Origin of the sequence: Citrobacter sp. JGM124, assembly GCF_018257795.1 — a bacterium.
Classification (GTDB): Bacteria; Pseudomonadota; Gammaproteobacteria; order Enterobacterales; family Enterobacteriaceae; genus JGM124.
This window is the reverse complement of sequence record NZ_JAERJD010000016.1, coordinates 1-15,966: the sequence shown is the minus strand read 5'-3', so window position 1 is coordinate 15,966 and position 15,966 is coordinate 1. Positions and strand designations below refer to the sequence as shown.

The following is a 15,966-nucleotide window of genomic DNA, read 5'->3' as shown; positions in this document are numbered from 1 at the left end:
TTTTTTTTACTAAAGCGTGCTCTTATAATCTTGTTTCAACCGAGGATACTGAAAGATTCTCCCTTCCGAAAAAAGTATCCCAGTCTTTCCACACGGGTTGTAGCCCTGCGTCACGCAAGGCATTCGCCACGGCCAGCGGTGTACGACTATCATGAGTGGCAAACTGCTCCAGTTCTGGGCGGTTTTCAGCGTAGCCCCCTGGTTGCGTTTTAGAGAACGCGCTCACATTATTGATTGCCAGTGGCACCACATGGTCACGAAACCATGGTGACTCGCGGGTGGAGAGTGATAATTCGACATCAGGTGCCAGTAATCGGAACGCACAAATTACCTGTACCAATTGCGGGTCACTCATTATTGAAGCTGGCTCAATCCCTCCGGCACAAGGCCGTAATCGGGGAAATGAAATGGAGTAGCGGCTTTTCCAGTAAGTTTTCTGTAGCCAGAGTAAATGTTCTGCCATCATATAGCAGTCAGTACGCCAGCTATCAGAGAGGCCAGTCAGTACTCCCAGCCCAATCTTATCAATACCGGCTCGACCGAGGCGCTCGGGTGTTTCCAGACGCCAGGTAAAGTCTTGCTTTTTACCACGCAGATGATGCCGGGCATAGACCGCCTGGTGATAAGTCTCCTGATACACCATGACACCATCCAGCCCCAGCTGCCGGAGTTCAGCATATTCGTGTTCAGCCAGTGGCTGCACCTCCATATGCAATGAACTGAACTGCTCACGAATAGTGGGCAAATGCTCGCGAAAATAGTTCATTCCTACTTTGGTCTGATGTTCACCTGTGACGAGCAGTAGATGCTCAAATCCCATTTCGCGAATGGCCGCACACTCTTTGGCTATTTCTTGGGCATTGAGGGTTTTTCTCTTGAGTTTGTTACTCATGGAGAAACCACAATAGCTACAGTCATTTGCACACAGGTTTGAAAGATAAAGAGGAATATAAAAACTGACTGTGTTACCAAAACGCTGGCGGGTCAGTTGCTGGGCTCGCCGGGCCAGAGGCTCCAGGTAGTTGCCCGCCGCAGGGGAGAGCAATGCCATCATATCCTCCCGCGTCGGGGAAGCCGTATTTATTGCTTTTTCAACATCAGCCGCTGTTTTACTGTTAATTCGCAGAGTTATATCGTCCCAGTCAAGCTGTTGCCAGCTATCAGTAAAGCCGTTGTTCATAAGGTAGCCTCCGGGTTAAGGCTCAGAAAGTGGGTTAATGGACTGGATGCCTGGGCTTGCTGGTGGCGTGCCCCGAGGCCTGATTCAGCCGCCAGTGAGCCAGCTTCCACCGCCAGGCGAAAGGCATGAGCCATTTGTACCGGGTTGCGCGCAACGGCAATGGCCGTATTGACCAGGACCGCATCAGCACCCATCTCCAGAGCTTCAGCCGCATGACTTGGGGCACCAATTCCGGCATCAACCACCACCGGTACCTGGGACTGTGCAATGATGATTTCCAGGAATGCACGGGTTTGCAGCCCTTGATTTGAACCAATAGGGGCACCTAACGGCATGACGGCAGCGCAACCAACCTCTTCGAGCCGCTTACAGAGCACTGGGTCAGCCCCACAGTAGGGCAGTACAACAAATCCCTGACGGACCAGGACTTCAGCGGCTTTCAGTGTCTCTATTGGGTCGGGAAGTAAATATCGGGCATCGGGATGGATCTCCAGTTTTAACCAAGGTGTTCCAAGTGCCTCACGGGCCAGATGGGCCGCAAAAATGGCTTCTTCCGCCGTTTTTGCCCCGGATGTATTGGGCAGTAGCTGGATACCTGCCTCCTGCAACGGGCGTAAAATGTCATCACTATGCTGGCGTAAGTCGACACGTTTCATTGCCATAGTGACCAGCTGGGAACCGGAAGCGCGGATCGCCGCAGTCATCACTTGGCTGGAAGCAAATTTACCGGTGCCGGTAAATAAACGAGACGTAAAATTTTTATCAGCAATCTTTAGCATGTCAGCCTCCGGCAATAGCCTGAAAAAGTAGGATCGCGTCGCCTTCCTGGATGAAAAAATGATCCCATTGATCACGTGGTATGATGTTCTGGTTGATGGCCAGCGCGCTGCCGGCGGTGAGTTGATTCAAGCTTGCTAGTAGCGTGCTTATTGTCTGGAATTCAGGGCACTGCAATGGTTCATCATTAAACAGAATCTGCATGTTCAGTTTCTCCACAGATGGGACAATGGGGGGATTTCTGCATCCTCAATGCCCGCCAGTCCAGCCGTCTGGCATCAAAGAGGTGTAACGCCCCTGAGGCGGGCGACAGGCCAGTCAATAATTTAATGGTTTCCAGTGCTTGCAACGTCCCCATGACACCGACCACCGGGCCGAGAATTCCCGCTGTTCTGCAGTTATGCTCCGGTTCGTGTTCATCCTGCCAGAGACAGCGGTAACAGCCTTGTTGCCATGGTGGGGTTAGTACCATCAGCTGACCCGTGAAACCCACGGCACTGGCGGTAATCAAGGGGGTACTGGCCGCTACACAGGCGGCATTCACGGCCTGCCGTGTCGCCATATTATCGCTACAGTCGAGTACCACATCAGCCTGAGTGACTGCGTCGAGCAGTGCTGCTCCAGCCAGGCGCTGATGCAAAGGGATAACCTTGATATCAGGATTAATACGTTGAAGCTGGTGTCTGGCAGCGGTTGTTTTTGGCTGATCAACATCCTCGACAGTAAACAGAATCTGACGCTGTAAATTACTTATATGTACTTGGTCATCATCAGCAATCAGTAATGTTCCCACGCCCGCGCCAGCGAGATAAAGGGCTGCAGGGGACCCTAATCCCCCCAGGCCAATAATTAGCACGCTGGCGTTGAGTAACTTTTGCTGGCCATCAAGGGAGATATCTTCCAGGAGGAGTTGACGGCTATAGCGCATAAAATCGGCGTCATTCATCCCCTGTGCCTGCCAGCTCTAATAACTGCTGTGTGGCTGCACGCCAGTCTGCCGCCTGGGTAATCGCGCTGACCACGGCTATCCCCCCCACTCCGGTAGCCAGTACTGCACTGGCTCGCTCCAGAGTAATCCCCCCAATGGCGACACTGGGGTAGTCACCGAGTGTCTGAATATGTTGGGCAAGTTTGGTCAGCCCCTGCGGAGAAGAGGGCATCTGCTTGGTTTGAGTGGGAAAGACGTGGCCGAGGGCAATATAGGACGGTTTGACACTGAGTGCGCGATCCATTTCCATATTGTCATGGGTAGATATCCCCAAACGTAAACCCGCTGCACTGATGGCTGACAGGTCCGCAATATCTAAGTCGTCCTGGCCCAGATGGACGCCATAAGCTCGATGTTTAATGGCCAGACGCCAGTAGTCGTTAATAAACAAACGAGCGTTATAGCGTTGACCTAAAGTGATGGCTGCCACGACCTGCGATTCCACATCAAGGTCTGACTTATCTTTAATTCGTAGCTGGATAGTACGCACACCGGCATCTAACAAGCGTTCAATCCATTCTACCGTATCAACGACAGGATAAAGTCCAAGTCGCTGTACGGTGGGAGGAAAATATAATGCTGCTGTCATCTTCATTCCTCTTATAAATAAATATCGCTGCCATGCTTACGGAAACTCTCTGACTTTTCTTGCATACCGACTTCAATCACCTGCTGCGCGGCATAGTCTCTTACTTCCTGGCTTATTTTCATCGAGCAGAATTTCGGGCCACACATTGAGCAGAAGTGAGCGATTTTTCCTGATTCTTGTGGCAGGGTCTCATCGTGCATGGCACGCGCAGTGAAGGGATCGAGCGCGAGGTTAAATTGATCTTCCCAGCGAAATTCAAAACGGGCTTTTGACAGGGCATTATCACGAATCTGTGCTCCGGGATGACCTTTTGCCAGGTCAGCCGCATGCGCGGCAATTTTATAGGTGATAAGCCCTTGTTTGACATCTTCTTTATTAGGGAGCCCAAGGTGTTCTTTTGGGGTGACGTAGCACAGCATGGCACAACCAAACCAGCCAATCATGGCGGCGCCAATACCCGAGGTAAAGTGATCATAGCCCGGTGCGATATCAGTCGTTAAGGGGCCCAGTGTATAGAAAGGTGCTTCGTGGCAATGTTCCAGTTCTTCGGTCATATTACGGCGGATCATATGCATTGGCACATGACCCGGCCCTTCTATCATTACTTGTACATCGTACTGCCAGGCGATTTTAGTCAGCTCACCTAAGGTTTGTAGTTCAGCAAACTGGGCTTCATCGTTAGCATCCTGAATTGAGCCAGGACGCAGGCCATCCCCTAATGAAAGAGAAACGTCATAAGCGGCACAAATTTGGCAAATTTCATGGAAATGCTGGTAAAGGAAGTTCTCCTGGTGATGCGATAAACACCATTTCGCCATAATGGAACCACCACGGGAAACAATGCCGGTAAGGCGTTTGGCTGTCATTGGTACATAACGTAACAATACCCCTGCATGGATGGTGAAATAGTCCACACCCTGTTCCGCTTGTTCAAGCAATGTGTCGCGGAAAATTTCCCAGTTAAGATCCTCCGCAATACCATTGGTTTTTTCCAGGGCCTGATAGACAGGAACCGTTCCTATGGGGACAGGGCTGTTACGCAAAATCCATTCACGTGTTTCATGAATATAGCGGCCAGTGGATAGATCCATTACTGTATCTGCCCCCCAACGCGTCGACCACACCAGTTTTTCGACTTCTTCTTCAATTGAAGAGGTCACAGAGGAATTCCCGATATTAGCGTTCACCTTCACCAGGAAATTACGCCCGATGATCATCGGTTCTGTTTCAGGGTGATTAATATTTGCAGGAATAATGGCACGACCGGCTGCGACTTCGGCACGGACAAATTCTGGTGTGATATTTTGTGGGAGACTGGCTCCAAAGTTCTGTCCAGGGTGCTGATGCAGTAACACCTCATCCCGGATACGTTCACGCCCCATATTTTCACGCAGGGCAATAAATTCCATTTCAGGTGTGATGATGCCTTTGCGCGCATAGTGGAGTTGCGTCACACACATACCCGCTTTAGCGCGACGGGGCACGGAAAGGGATTCAAAACGTAAATCTTCTGGCCCATCATCAGCCAGGCGGGTTTGGGTATATATCGAACTACGCTGGCTTAGTGTCTCACTATCTGCTCGTTCGTTAATCCAGGACTGGCGCAGGGGTTGCAGGCCACGTAGTACATTGAGGGGGATACTCGGGTCGCCGTAAGGGCCGGAAGTATCGTAGACAGGAATGGCATCATTAGGTTGATATGACGGATTATTTTTACTCCCACCTGTTAATGTCGGGCCAAGCTGAATTTCGCGCACAGGAACACGCAAGTCAGGCCGAGAACCGGTGAGGTAAACACGTCGGGAGTTGGGGAAAGCAGTGCCTTCAAGCGTATGGATAACACGTTGTGCAGCGGCGCGTTGCTCACGTCGACGGCTTTTTTTTTCTGTAACAGACATAGCACATTCCAGTATTCATTGGGATATGGCTTGTCAGGACAACGGAGGAGTAATGAGGACAGGCTGCCCGGAACTGAAGCAGGGCGGCGACCACATAGTTACTCTTGTTCCCTTCGCAGGTATTAACCTGATCAGGTTCCGCGGATCCCGAATTAACGGTCTCAGCCGGTGCATTACACACTCGGCACTCCGACAAGAATGATCCCGTCTTGCGACGGGGTCTGGCTAACTTACTCGTTAATAACAAACAACTCAAGACCGAGATGGGCTATCCTGGGGGGATTCATACAGGCAGAATGTTATTATCCAGGCCCAGCGCAATGAGTTTGTCTTCCAGTGAAAAGCGAGATTCCAGATGCTCACCGACTTTTGATAATACCTGTTGAAATGCTATCCAGTCATCTGCATCAATGGTATTTTCCAAGTGAGAATCATAGAGATCCATTATAATTTTGGTGTTTTTTTCCAGTTTGGAGTAGACCTGAGTGATGCCTAAAGATGAGTATTCACCTTCTAGTTTATCCATAATACGATTATAAATACTGAAGTGGCCGGATGATAGATAGTCAACTAAACGCTGACAAAATGTATCCAGGGCTTTTTCATCGAGCGCGGCATATGACTCCTTGTTAGGCTTGATCCCAACCATATTGTAATAGGCCACTAACAGGTGCTTACGAGCATGTAGCCAAAGGTCGACTAACTCATTATTACCACCAACGCGCTCAGTCAGATTTTCTAACTGGTTAAGCATGATTGACTCCGTGAGTTAAAAGGTATCTCGCTAGCTTATCAAAAACATATTGAACAATTTGTTTATATCAGTGAAACCGGAGAAGCGCATCAGTTCATGGAACGTATTATTACAAACTCAGATCATGGCTGGTGGATCATCGGTCATGAACAGAAATTATGGTTGCCAAAAGGTGAACTCCCCCATGGTATTGCCGGAGATTTTCAGCTCGAAGGTCTCGGCGGACGGCAAATTGGTGAATGGCAAGGGGAGCCCGTTTGGCTGGTGTGCCAGAATCGTCGCCAGGATATGGGTTCGCTAAGACAACTTATTGATAGTGATCCCGAATTATTCCAGCTGGCAGGGCGTGGTGTACAGCTAGCGGAGTTCTATCATTCGCATAAGTTTTGTGGCTACTGCGGGCACGCCATGCATCCCAGCAAAAGTGAGTGGGCGATGCTTTGTGGGCATTGCCGTGAACGCTATTACCCACAAATATCACCTTGTATCATTGTTGCCATTCGACGGAATGATCATATTTTATTGGCACAACACAACCGTCATCGTAACGGTATTTTTACTGTGCTGGCAGGTTTTGTTGAAGTTGGAGAGACGCTGGAACAAGCGGTAGCCCGTGAAGTGATGGAAGAAAGCCGTATTCGTATTAAGAATTTACGGTATGTCACTTCCCAGCCATGGCCCTTTCCACAGTCATTGATGACAGCTTTTATGGCTGAATACGACAGTGGCGATATCGTGATTGATCCGAAAGAGTTGATTTCAGCGGACTGGTACCGTTATGACCAGTTGCCGTTATTGCCTCCACCGGGTACCGTTGCTCGTCGCCTGATAGAGGATACCGTTGCGCTGTGTCGTGCTGAGTATGAGTGTTAAACTAACGGATAACAGCCAAAGGAAATGCCATTATGACTGAACTGAAAAATGATCGTTACTTGCGTGCATTACAGCGCTTACCCGTAGATATGACTCCTGTATGGATGATGCGTCAGGCGGGTCGTTATTTGCCAGAATATAAGGCAACCCGGGCACAGGCAGGTGATTTTATGTCACTGTGTAAAAATGCTGAACTCGCCTGTGAAGTCACTCTACAGCCATTACGGCGCTACGCATTGGATGCGGCGATTCTGTTTTCTGACATTCTTACCATTCCTGATGCAATGGGACTTGGGTTGCATTTTGAGGCAGGAGAAGGGCCACGCTTTAGCCGGCCGATAACCTGCATTGCGGATGTAGAAAAATTACCGGTTCCTGATCCAGAAGATGAACTGGGGTATGTAATGAATGCGGTGCGGACTATTCGCAGTGCATTGAAAGGTGAAGTTCCATTAATCGGTTTTTCCGGTAGCCCATGGACATTAGCAACCTACATGGTGGAAGGTGGCAGCAGCAAAGCCTTTACCCAAATTAAGAAAATGATGTATGCCGAACCGAAGGCCTTACATCTGTTACTGAATAAGCTGGCCGATAGCGTCATTCTCTATCTGAATGCACAAATTCGTGCGGGGGCCCAGTCAGTGATGATCTTTGATACGTGGGGTGGCGTACTGACCGGGCGTGATTATCAGCAGTTCTCTCTGCATTATATGCACAAGATTGTTGATGGCCTGCAGCGGGAAAATGAAGGCCGTCATGTGCCTGTCACCCTGTTCACGAAAGGTGGAGGACAGTGGCTGGAAGCGATGGCTGAAACAGGATGTGATGCACTGGGGCTGGACTGGACTATCGACATTCAGGAAGCGCGCCGCCGTGTCGGCCATAAAGTGGCATTACAGGGAAATATGGATCCTTCCATTCTTTATGCTCCCGCCGCACGTATTGAAGAAGAAGTGTCGACTATTCTGTCTGGTTTTGGCCAGGGTAACGGGCATGTTTTTAACCTGGGGCATGGTATCCATCAGGATGTACCACCTGAAAATGCCGGTGTCTTTGTTGAGGCAGTACACCGTTTGTCATTAGAATATCATCGCTAATACTATAATTACTGTCATGAATATATTTATATTCTGTATTCATGGCAGTTTTTTACTTCATCGTGATAACGTTCTGATAAATCTACGCTATACAATTATATACTCTCATTAAATTTGATTTTTATTTAAAATATTTTAACCCGTACTTTGTTATTTGCTTGGTATATGAAGCAAAGATATTGTTTATATCTGTAATATACAAAATTCACTACAGGCTATAATCCTGGGCATCTATTTATTGATAAATTTTAAATGACTTCCTATACTGCCATTCGACGTCCTGCCTCATATTATTATAAAAATACAGTTATTCTTACCGTTTCGTGAGGATGTCATCATCCAGGATGAAGCTATTGAGCCTTCATGTTTTGTCATAAATAGAAAAATAAAGGAATAGATAAAGGGTGTAATGATGGATCTAAACATGACTTACCAGCAGTGTCATAATTTAAATATACCAGAATCCTGTTTTTTTACATTATCAGAATCAGATTTACTCACTTCAGGAATAAAAAAAGGTATCTCTGATGCTTTGATAAAGCATGGTATAGGGATACTCACTATTCCGGATGGCGATAAACAAGGAAGGTACTTGTCTGAAGTCGTAAACCTTATAGGGAAAGCACATGCACATAGCCATCAGCAAGGGGCCCTCTGGCATATTCGTTCAGGAGGTGAGCACGGGCAGGAAACACTGGCGAGATCACACTCCCTGGATGAGTTCGCCCTGCATACGGATTGCTCCTATGAGGAAGAAATACCCGATTTTATTGGATTACAAGTTGTGCAGCATGATTCAGAGGGGGGAGGAAGTAATCTATTCATTAAGGTTCAGGATCTTATACCCTATCTTTCTTCTGAATCATTAAGCATTCTACAGCGTAAAACTTACCGTTTTATTGTGCCAGAAGAATTCAGGAAAGATAAAGAATTTATTGATGCGCCAATTATTGATGATGAATATAATATTCGTTACCGGCATGATATTATCGATTTAAAATATGCGCCCCCCAGCCAGATTAACGCTATTAATGAGTTAGAACAACTCACCTATTCACCACAAATAAACAAAAAATTATCAATAACTAAAAATAATATTTTATTATTAAATAATAAACGTTTTTTGCATGCACGAACAAAAATCATTGATACAGACAGACATATTATCCGTGTTCGCTTTTTTCTTACTGCACACGCCCGAGGGTGAGATATTTACACCGCATGATAAGTTGCAAAATATTCAACTGCTGTCTGATATTTATGCCGACCATAGGAATATAATATCAATATATCCCGAGCTGTTTTCAACGGTGCCGCTGTTAGTCACACCCTCGAAAGCAAAAGAATTGAATGATTTTTACAATATTTTAGTAAGAGTCATTCATAAGGTTGTGGAAAATTACTTTTATGATGTTGATATCAACCGTACGATTTCATTCAATGATGATAAAATTTTTCGAATATTGTCTTATCTGGAAAAGCATAAACCGTATAACATTGGTGCCTTGAGACCTGATTTTCTTATTGAACAACATGGGAGTGTTAAACTCTGTGAAATTAATGGGCGGTTTATATCCAATGGTATTATTATCTCAGAATATCTGAGCGATTATTATTCAAAGTTTTTTGATTTAACCTCCGCCGGTTCAGGAATGCTCAATGAATACTGTAAGGCATTTGACCTGTCAGAGAATATTTGCATTCTTAAAGGTAAGGAGTCCGGGCGTGATATATTTTTCCTACAGCAAGAATTGAAAGCGGAAATGTGTGGTGGCAGGGTTACCATGGCGACACCACAGCAGCTCAGGTTTATTGATGGTTCGTTAGTCGTATCGGGTGAAAAATATACACAATTTATTCTGGAGCTTCACCAGACAGAGCTAGTGGAATTAAATTATCAGGAGCTCAAATGTTTATTTATGGCCAATACCATTAATGACTTTAGAACGATCATGATTGTGCACGATAAAAGAATGTTTACGTTACTGAGTAATCGTGATTTTTTAATGAAATACTTATCAGGGGATGATGCCGATAAGTTAATGGAATATATCCCTCTGACCTTTTTATTTAAAGGTGCAGGGGAAGACATTTTTTTAAAAGAACCTAAATCCTGGGTGTTAAAGAAATCAGATTCAGGGAAAGGTGATGGAATGTATATTTGTGATGAAATGTCACCTCAGCAGATAAAACTGATGTGTTGCCAGAATCTCGATAACTATATAATGCAACAATATATTCACCAAAAAAAACAGCTGATGCCATTTTCTCATGATGGCAAATTCATGATACGGCCAGTGCATCATGTTGGAGCATTAGCCTCCTTTAATAATACTTATCATGGGATGATGATTGTTAGAGGTTCTCCGCATCAAAATGTGAGTGTTGCCCATGGCGCCACGATTTTTATGCCGTTGATTCACCACCCTGCTTCATAATGAAGTCATGTAAACAGCAGGGTCGTCCTCCTGTTATGAAGGTTCTTCTTTCAGGGGGGGACTCTTGCCTGCCCTCTCGTTTGTCTTGTTCAGTTTTTGCGTGGTGACAAGCAATTGACTAACGATTCAGGTAAACTTTCGGTCATTATTCGTCTTTGAGACCTTTCGATGTTACAGAACCCTATTCATTTACGTCTGGAGAAGCTTGAAAGCTGGCAGCATGTGACTTTTATGGCTTGTCTGTGTGAACGTATGTACCCAAATTATGCTGTTTTTTGTCAGCAAACTGAATTTGGTGAAGCACAGCGTTATCGTCGCCTTCTTGACCTTATTTGGGAAACTCTTACCGTTAAAGATGCGAAGGTCAATTTTGATACGCAGCTCGAAAAACTGGAAGAGGCAATTCCGGTTGCTGACGATTACGATCTTTACGGCGTTTACCCAGCGATTGATGCCTGTGTCGCGTTGAGTGAACTCATCCATTCCCGGCTTTCAGGTGAAACCCTGGAACATGCTATTAAGGTGAGCCTGTCGTCTATTACCACGGTTGCTATGTTAGAGATGACTCAAGCGGGTCGTGAAATGACTGACGAAGAACTCCGAGAAAACCCTGCTGTTGAAGAAGAGTGGGACATTCAGTGGGAGATTTTTCGACTGCTCGCTGCCAGTGAAGAACGGGATCTTGAGTTGATAAAAGGGCTGCGAGCAGACCTTCGGGAGTCGGGGATCAGTAACATTGGTATAAAATTTGACCAACAAGACAGTAAAACGTGATATCTGGCCTGATTTGATCCCTCATAAGGCTTCCAATTAACCCCCCGTCTGGTCTACATTTGTGGGGCGAAAAAAAGTGGCTATCGGTGCGTGTATGCAGGAGAGTGCTTTTTGGCATTTCCGTCGCACTCGATGCTTAGCAAGCGATAAACACATTGTAAGGATAACTTATGAACAAGACTCAACTGATTGATGTAATTGCTGACAAGGCTGACCTGTCAAAAACACAGGCTAAAGCTGCTCTGGAATCCACCCTGGCTGCAATTACTGAGTCTCTGAAAGCAGGTGATGCAGTGCAACTGGTTGGTTTCGGTACCTTCAAAGTGAACCACCGTGCTGAGCGTACAGGCCGCAACCCACAGACTGGCAATGAAATCAAAATCGCTGCAGCCAATGTGCCGGCGTTTGTTTCTGGCAAAGCTCTGAAAGACGCAGTTAAGTAAGTTAACGCGTGGCAGTAAATTGTTTTGGCAGAGGGGCGTTTACGCCCCTTTTGTTTAACTGGCGACGCCTTGCCATTCTGGCAAGTATTGCGTTACTGACTGCTTGTAGTAGTCAGAAACCACTCTCACCCTTTGCAGCGACGGGTTATATTGCCGATGAGGGCGCTGTACGGATCTGGCGTAAAGAGAGTAGTGGAGATAATACTCATATTCTTGCAGCTTTCAGCCCATGGCGGGGAGGGGCAACGACTGTCGGTGAATATCGCTGGAACAATGACCAGTTGACCTTTCTGCAACTGAGTATTGCTGGTAAAGATCCTGAGCAGGTAAGAATACGGTTTGCTGATAACGGCGAGCTGAGTTTTATGCAGCGTGAAGTTAACGGGCAGAAACAGCAACTCTCTGAAGATCAGATAGCCTTGTACTTATATCGTGCCAGACAAATGAGAGAAGTCAGCGAAGCTTTACGTATCGGTCACGTGGTACTGCATCAAGGGCGCTGGCATAGGGATAATACTGTCACAACCTGTGAAGGTACGCTGACAACACCAAAGCTGGATAACGAAGCGCTACGCTTTATTGAACGTCGTCAGAGTAATTCAACCGCGGAAGTGAGTATTGCCTGGCTTGAAGCACCGGAAGGTACACAGTTACTGCTGGTGGCTAATCAAGACTTCTGTACCTGGCAGCCTAAACCTGACGATTTCTAGTCTTCTGCCTCACGTTGTACACCTTTCACCACACAACGATCCAGGTTTCATTCCGTAATATGATTAATAGCGGGAATGCTGAGAGGCTGAAGTACCCATAAACGCCCGATTGCAGACGCTTATGGGAAGCAGATGGCATGCGCTGCCATCTGAAGGCTAATTACTGGTTATTTTCACGTTCTATAGCGCGATAACCAATATCCTTACGGTGGAAACTGCCATCCCAGCGAATATCTTTCATCAACGCTAAAGCACGTTGTTGAGCTTTAGCAACGGTTTCACCCAGGGCGGTTGAGCATAAAACACGTCCACCATGAGTGACGACTTGATGCTGATCATTCAGACGGGTACCTGCATGGAATACTTTGGCATCAGCAATCTCAGACTCAGGTAAACCCTGAATGACATCACCAGTCCGGTAATCCGCTGGATAACCCCCGGCGGCAATAACGATCCCCAAAGCCGGACGAGGATCCCAGCTTGAGGTTTTGGTATCGAGCACGCCGTCACAAGCCGCCAGGCAGAGATCAACGAGATCGGACTGCAGGCGCATCATGATAGGTTGAGTTTCCGGATCACCGAAACGACAGTTAAACTCAATAACCTTGGGATTACCTTGTTTGTCGATCATCAAACCTGCATACAAAAAGCCGGTATAAACATTCCCTTCTGCTGCCATACCTCGCACAGTCGGCCAGATGATACGTTCCATAGTACGCTGATAAACGTCGTCGGTGACCACAGGCGCTGGAGAATAAGCACCCATCCCACCGGTGTTTGGACCTGTATCACCATCCCCTACACGTTTATGATCCTGGCTTGTCGCCATAGGCAAGACGTGTTCGTCATCCACCATAACAATGAAGCTGGCTTCTTCCCCATCAAGGAACTCTTCAATAACAATACGGTGGCCAGCATCACCAAAAGCATTGCCTGCCAGCATATCTCTTACCGCTTCTTCGGCTTCAGGTAAGGTCATTGCGACAATAACACCTTTGCCGGCAGCAAGGCCGTCCGCCTTAATCACAATCGGGGCGCCTTTTTCACGCAGATAAGCCAGGGCAGGCTCCACTTCTGTGAAATTCTGGTATTCAGCTGTAGGGATTTTGTGGCGTGCCAGGAAGTCTTTGGTAAATGCCTTGGAACCTTCTAGCTGCGCAGCCCCTTGAGTCGGGCCAAAAATTTTCAGGCCAGCGGCACGGAAAGTATCAACAATACCGACGACCAATGGGGCTTCTGGGCCCACAATAGTCAGATCAATATTTTCACTCTGAGCAAAGTTCAGTAATGCTGGAATATCCAGAACATCAACAGGAACGTTTTTCAACGCCGGTTCCAGTGCGGTTCCCGCATTGCCTGGGGCGACAAAAACCTGATTAACCAGAGGGGACTGCGCAGCTTTCCAGGCCAGTGCGTGTTCACGGCCACCATTACCAATAATTAAAACTTTCATGAATGCTTACTCCAGAATTAATGGCGGAAATGGCGCATATCTGTGAAGATCATCGCGATGCCATGCTCATTTGCGGCGGCGATAACCTCATCGTCACGAATAGAACCACCTGGCTGGATAACACAGCTCACACCTACAGCTGCTGCAGCATCAATACCGTCACGGAAGGGGAAGAAGGCATCAGATGCCATGGCCGAACCTTTCACTTCCAGCCCTTCATCAGCGGCTTTGATACCCGCTATTTTCGCGGAGTAAACACGGCTCATTTGACCGGCACCGATACCGACGGTTGTATTATCCCGGGCATAAACAATGGCATTTGATTTAACAAATTTTGCGACTTTCCAGCAGAATAGGGCATCACGCAGTTCTTGTTCAGTGGGCTGGCGCTGACTAACCACACGTAAATCAGCAGGACCTACCATGCCTAAATCCCGATCCTGAACTAGCAGTCCACCATTAACGCGCTTGAAGTCCAGCCCGGCAACCGGGGCTTCCCATTGGCCGCAAACTAAGACGCGAATATTCTGTTTGCTGCGGGTGATATTCAGGGCTTCTTCGCTGGCGGAAGGCGCAATGATGACTTCAACAAATTGGCGGGAAACAATCGCTTGTGCGGTTTCAGCATCCAGCTCACGGTTGAAGGCAATAATGCCGCCAAAGGCTGAGGTGGGATCCGTTTTATAGGCACGGTCATAGGCATCAAGCAGAGAGTGACTGACGGCAACACCGCAAGGGTTGGCGTGCTTAACGATAACACAGGCCGGTTCCTGAAACGTTTTGACGCATTCTAAGGCTGCATCAGTATCGGCAATATTATTATAGGAAAGTGCTTTGCCCTGAACTTGAACGGCTGTGGCGACGGATGCTTCTTTAATTTCTTCTTCTATATAGAAAGCGGCCTGCTGGTGGCTATTCTCACCGTAGCGCATATCCTGTTTCTTAATGAAGTTAAGGTTCAGAGTACGTGGGAAGCGACCAGCAGGTTCTTTACTTTCACCATGATAGGCAGGTACCAGACGACCAAAGTAGTTCGCTATCATGCTGTCATAAGCGGCCGTATGCTCGAAAGCCTTAATGGCGAGGTCGAAGCGCGTTTCCAGAGCCAGTGAGCCTTCATTAGCATCCAGCTCTGCAATGATAGCCTGGTAGTCACTGCTTTTTACGACTATTGCCACGTCTTTATGATTCTTAGCCGCTGAACGCACCATGGTTGGGCCACCGATATCAATATTTTCAACGGCATCCTCAAGTGAACATCCTTCCTGAGCCACTGTCCTGGCAAAAGGATAGAGGTTAACCACCACCATATCGATAGGCGAAATATCATGTTCAGCCATAATGGCATCATCCTGACCACGACGACCAAGGATGCCCCCATGAACTTTCGGGTGAAGTGTTTTGACGCGTCCATCCATCATCTCCGGAAAACCGGTATAGTCAGAGACTTCAGTCACCGGCAGGTTTGCATCAGCCAGCAGACGAGCGGTTCCGCCGGTTGATAGCAGTATGACTCCGCGTTGAGAGAGCGCCTTGGCGAATTCGATGATACCGGTTTTGTCAGACACACTGAGCAAAGCACGGCGTACAGGACGACGTTGTTGCATGGTTTTATCCCTTAGCTTTGGTTCGCATATAGAAGAGCGTTAGCTGAATACTGGTCTTTATTGGCTTTCGTGCCCTTGTATAGGGGCTGAGGCGATAAAAAAGGCCAGGACTCAGCTAACACCCCCTGACAGGGGGATCGTTTTAATGCCGAATATTGTAGCGAAAACGTTTGCGTCACGCTCGTGAATTTTCGAGCATCGCCAGGTGTGTGGATAAGTTTGTGTGTAAGTGGGTATAAACAGGGGTTTCGCTGTGGAATGCAGCAAACAGTCATTTTTCTGCAATTTAAGGGTTGCAGTGACGGGAGAACTCCCTATAATGCGCCTCCATCGACACGGAACATGTGAATCACTTCACAAATTAACGTGAACGATAAGAGTTAAA

16 protein-coding genes and 1 riboswitch are annotated in these 15,966 nt (G+C 47.3%); of the genes, 7 read left to right on the top strand and 9 right to left on the bottom strand.

The window, feature by feature from the left end; translation table 11 throughout:
• Positions 1-22: 22 nt before the first annotated feature.
• From thiH to rsd, 7 genes are all read right to left on the bottom strand, one after another.
• Positions 23-1,180, bottom strand: a complete 1,158-nt coding sequence (gene thiH / locus JK154_RS16895; RefSeq protein ID WP_211993880.1) for a 2-iminoacetate synthase ThiH — start codon at positions 1,178-1,180, stop codon at positions 23-25.
• Positions 1,177-1,959 (bottom strand): thiazole synthase, encoded by a 783-nt coding sequence (thiG, locus tag JK154_RS16890; protein ID WP_211993878.1) that lies wholly within the window; start codon positions 1,957-1,959, stop codon positions 1,177-1,179. The genes thiH and thiG overlap by 4 nt, the downstream gene beginning before the upstream one ends.
• Before the next feature lies 1 nt (position 1,960).
• Positions 1,961-2,161: a sulfur carrier protein ThiS gene (thiS, locus tag JK154_RS16885; protein ID WP_211993876.1), complete on the bottom strand. Its 201-nt coding sequence runs from the start codon at positions 2,159-2,161 to the stop codon at positions 1,961-1,963.
• The gene (locus JK154_RS16880; protein ID WP_211993874.1) at positions 2,145-2,903 is read right to left on the bottom strand and encodes a HesA/MoeB/ThiF family protein; all 759 of its coding nucleotides are present in this window, start codon (positions 2,901-2,903) and stop codon (positions 2,145-2,147) included. The genes thiS and JK154_RS16880 overlap by 17 nt, the downstream gene beginning before the upstream one ends.
• Positions 2,896-3,534, bottom strand: coding sequence for a thiamine phosphate synthase (gene thiE, locus JK154_RS16875; RefSeq protein ID WP_211993872.1), 639 nt, complete (start codon positions 3,532-3,534; stop codon positions 2,896-2,898). Before thiE ends, JK154_RS16880 begins: the two co-directional genes overlap by 8 nt.
• An 11-nt stretch (positions 3,535-3,545) precedes the next feature.
• The gene (gene thiC / locus JK154_RS16870; protein ID WP_211993870.1) at positions 3,546-5,432 is read right to left on the bottom strand and encodes a phosphomethylpyrimidine synthase ThiC; all 1,887 of its coding nucleotides are present in this window, start codon (positions 5,430-5,432) and stop codon (positions 3,546-3,548) included.
• A 91-nt stretch (positions 5,433-5,523) separates the two neighbouring features.
• A riboswitch (TPP riboswitch) is annotated at positions 5,524-5,634 on the bottom strand.
• Between the two features lie 81 nt (positions 5,635-5,715).
• On the bottom strand, positions 5,716-6,186 hold the full coding sequence (gene rsd, locus JK154_RS16865) for a sigma D regulator (protein WP_211993868.1): 471 nt from the start codon (positions 6,184-6,186) through the stop codon (positions 5,716-5,718).
• 96 nt (positions 6,187-6,282) lie between these two features.
• Here rsd and nudC point away from each other — a divergent pair, with 96 nt between their 5' ends.
• The 7 genes from nudC (at position 6,283) to JK154_RS16830 (ending at position 12,521) form a co-directional block, all read left to right on the top strand.
• The gene (nudC, locus tag JK154_RS16860) at positions 6,283-7,059 is read left to right on the top strand and encodes an NAD(+) diphosphatase (protein WP_211993867.1); all 777 of its coding nucleotides are present in this window, start codon (positions 6,283-6,285) and stop codon (positions 7,057-7,059) included.
• A 32-nt stretch (positions 7,060-7,091) separates the two neighbouring features.
• Entirely contained in the window at positions 7,092-8,156 is a 1,065-nt protein-coding gene (hemE, locus tag JK154_RS16855; protein ID WP_211993865.1) for a uroporphyrinogen decarboxylase, read from the top strand.
• A gap of 424 nt (positions 8,157-8,580) precedes the next feature.
• Positions 8,581-9,363, top strand: a complete 783-nt coding sequence (locus JK154_RS16850; protein WP_211993863.1) for a TauD/TfdA family dioxygenase — start codon at positions 8,581-8,583, stop codon at positions 9,361-9,363.
• Positions 9,284-10,594: a hypothetical protein gene (locus JK154_RS16845; protein ID WP_211993861.1), complete on the top strand. Its 1,311-nt coding sequence runs from the start codon at positions 9,284-9,286 to the stop codon at positions 10,592-10,594. Before JK154_RS16850 ends, JK154_RS16845 begins: the two co-directional genes overlap by 80 nt.
• 168 nt (positions 10,595-10,762) lie before the next feature.
• Complete coding sequence (locus JK154_RS16840) at positions 10,763-11,368, top strand: YjaG family protein (RefSeq protein ID WP_211993860.1); 606 nt, start codon at positions 10,763-10,765, stop codon at positions 11,366-11,368.
• A gap of 170 nt (positions 11,369-11,538) precedes the next feature.
• Positions 11,539-11,811, top strand: a complete 273-nt coding sequence (gene hupA, locus JK154_RS16835) for a nucleoid-associated protein HU-alpha (RefSeq protein ID WP_211993858.1) — start codon at positions 11,539-11,541, stop codon at positions 11,809-11,811.
• An 8-nt stretch (positions 11,812-11,819) separates the two neighbouring features.
• Entirely contained in the window at positions 11,820-12,521 is a 702-nt protein-coding gene (locus JK154_RS16830) for a DUF1481 domain-containing protein (RefSeq protein WP_211993855.1), read from the top strand.
• A gap of 160 nt (positions 12,522-12,681) precedes the next feature.
• On the opposite strand, the gene purD is transcribed toward JK154_RS16830, so the two are convergent.
• Together purD and purH are read right to left on the bottom strand one after the other, a co-directional pair.
• Positions 12,682-13,974 (bottom strand): phosphoribosylamine--glycine ligase, encoded by a 1,293-nt coding sequence (gene purD / locus JK154_RS16825; RefSeq protein WP_211993853.1) that lies wholly within the window; start codon positions 13,972-13,974, stop codon positions 12,682-12,684.
• Between the two features lie 17 nt (positions 13,975-13,991).
• Positions 13,992-15,581, bottom strand: a complete 1,590-nt coding sequence (gene purH, locus JK154_RS16820) for a bifunctional phosphoribosylaminoimidazolecarboxamide formyltransferase/IMP cyclohydrolase (protein WP_211993852.1) — start codon at positions 15,579-15,581, stop codon at positions 13,992-13,994.
• Between the last annotated feature and the right edge of the window lie 385 nt (positions 15,582-15,966).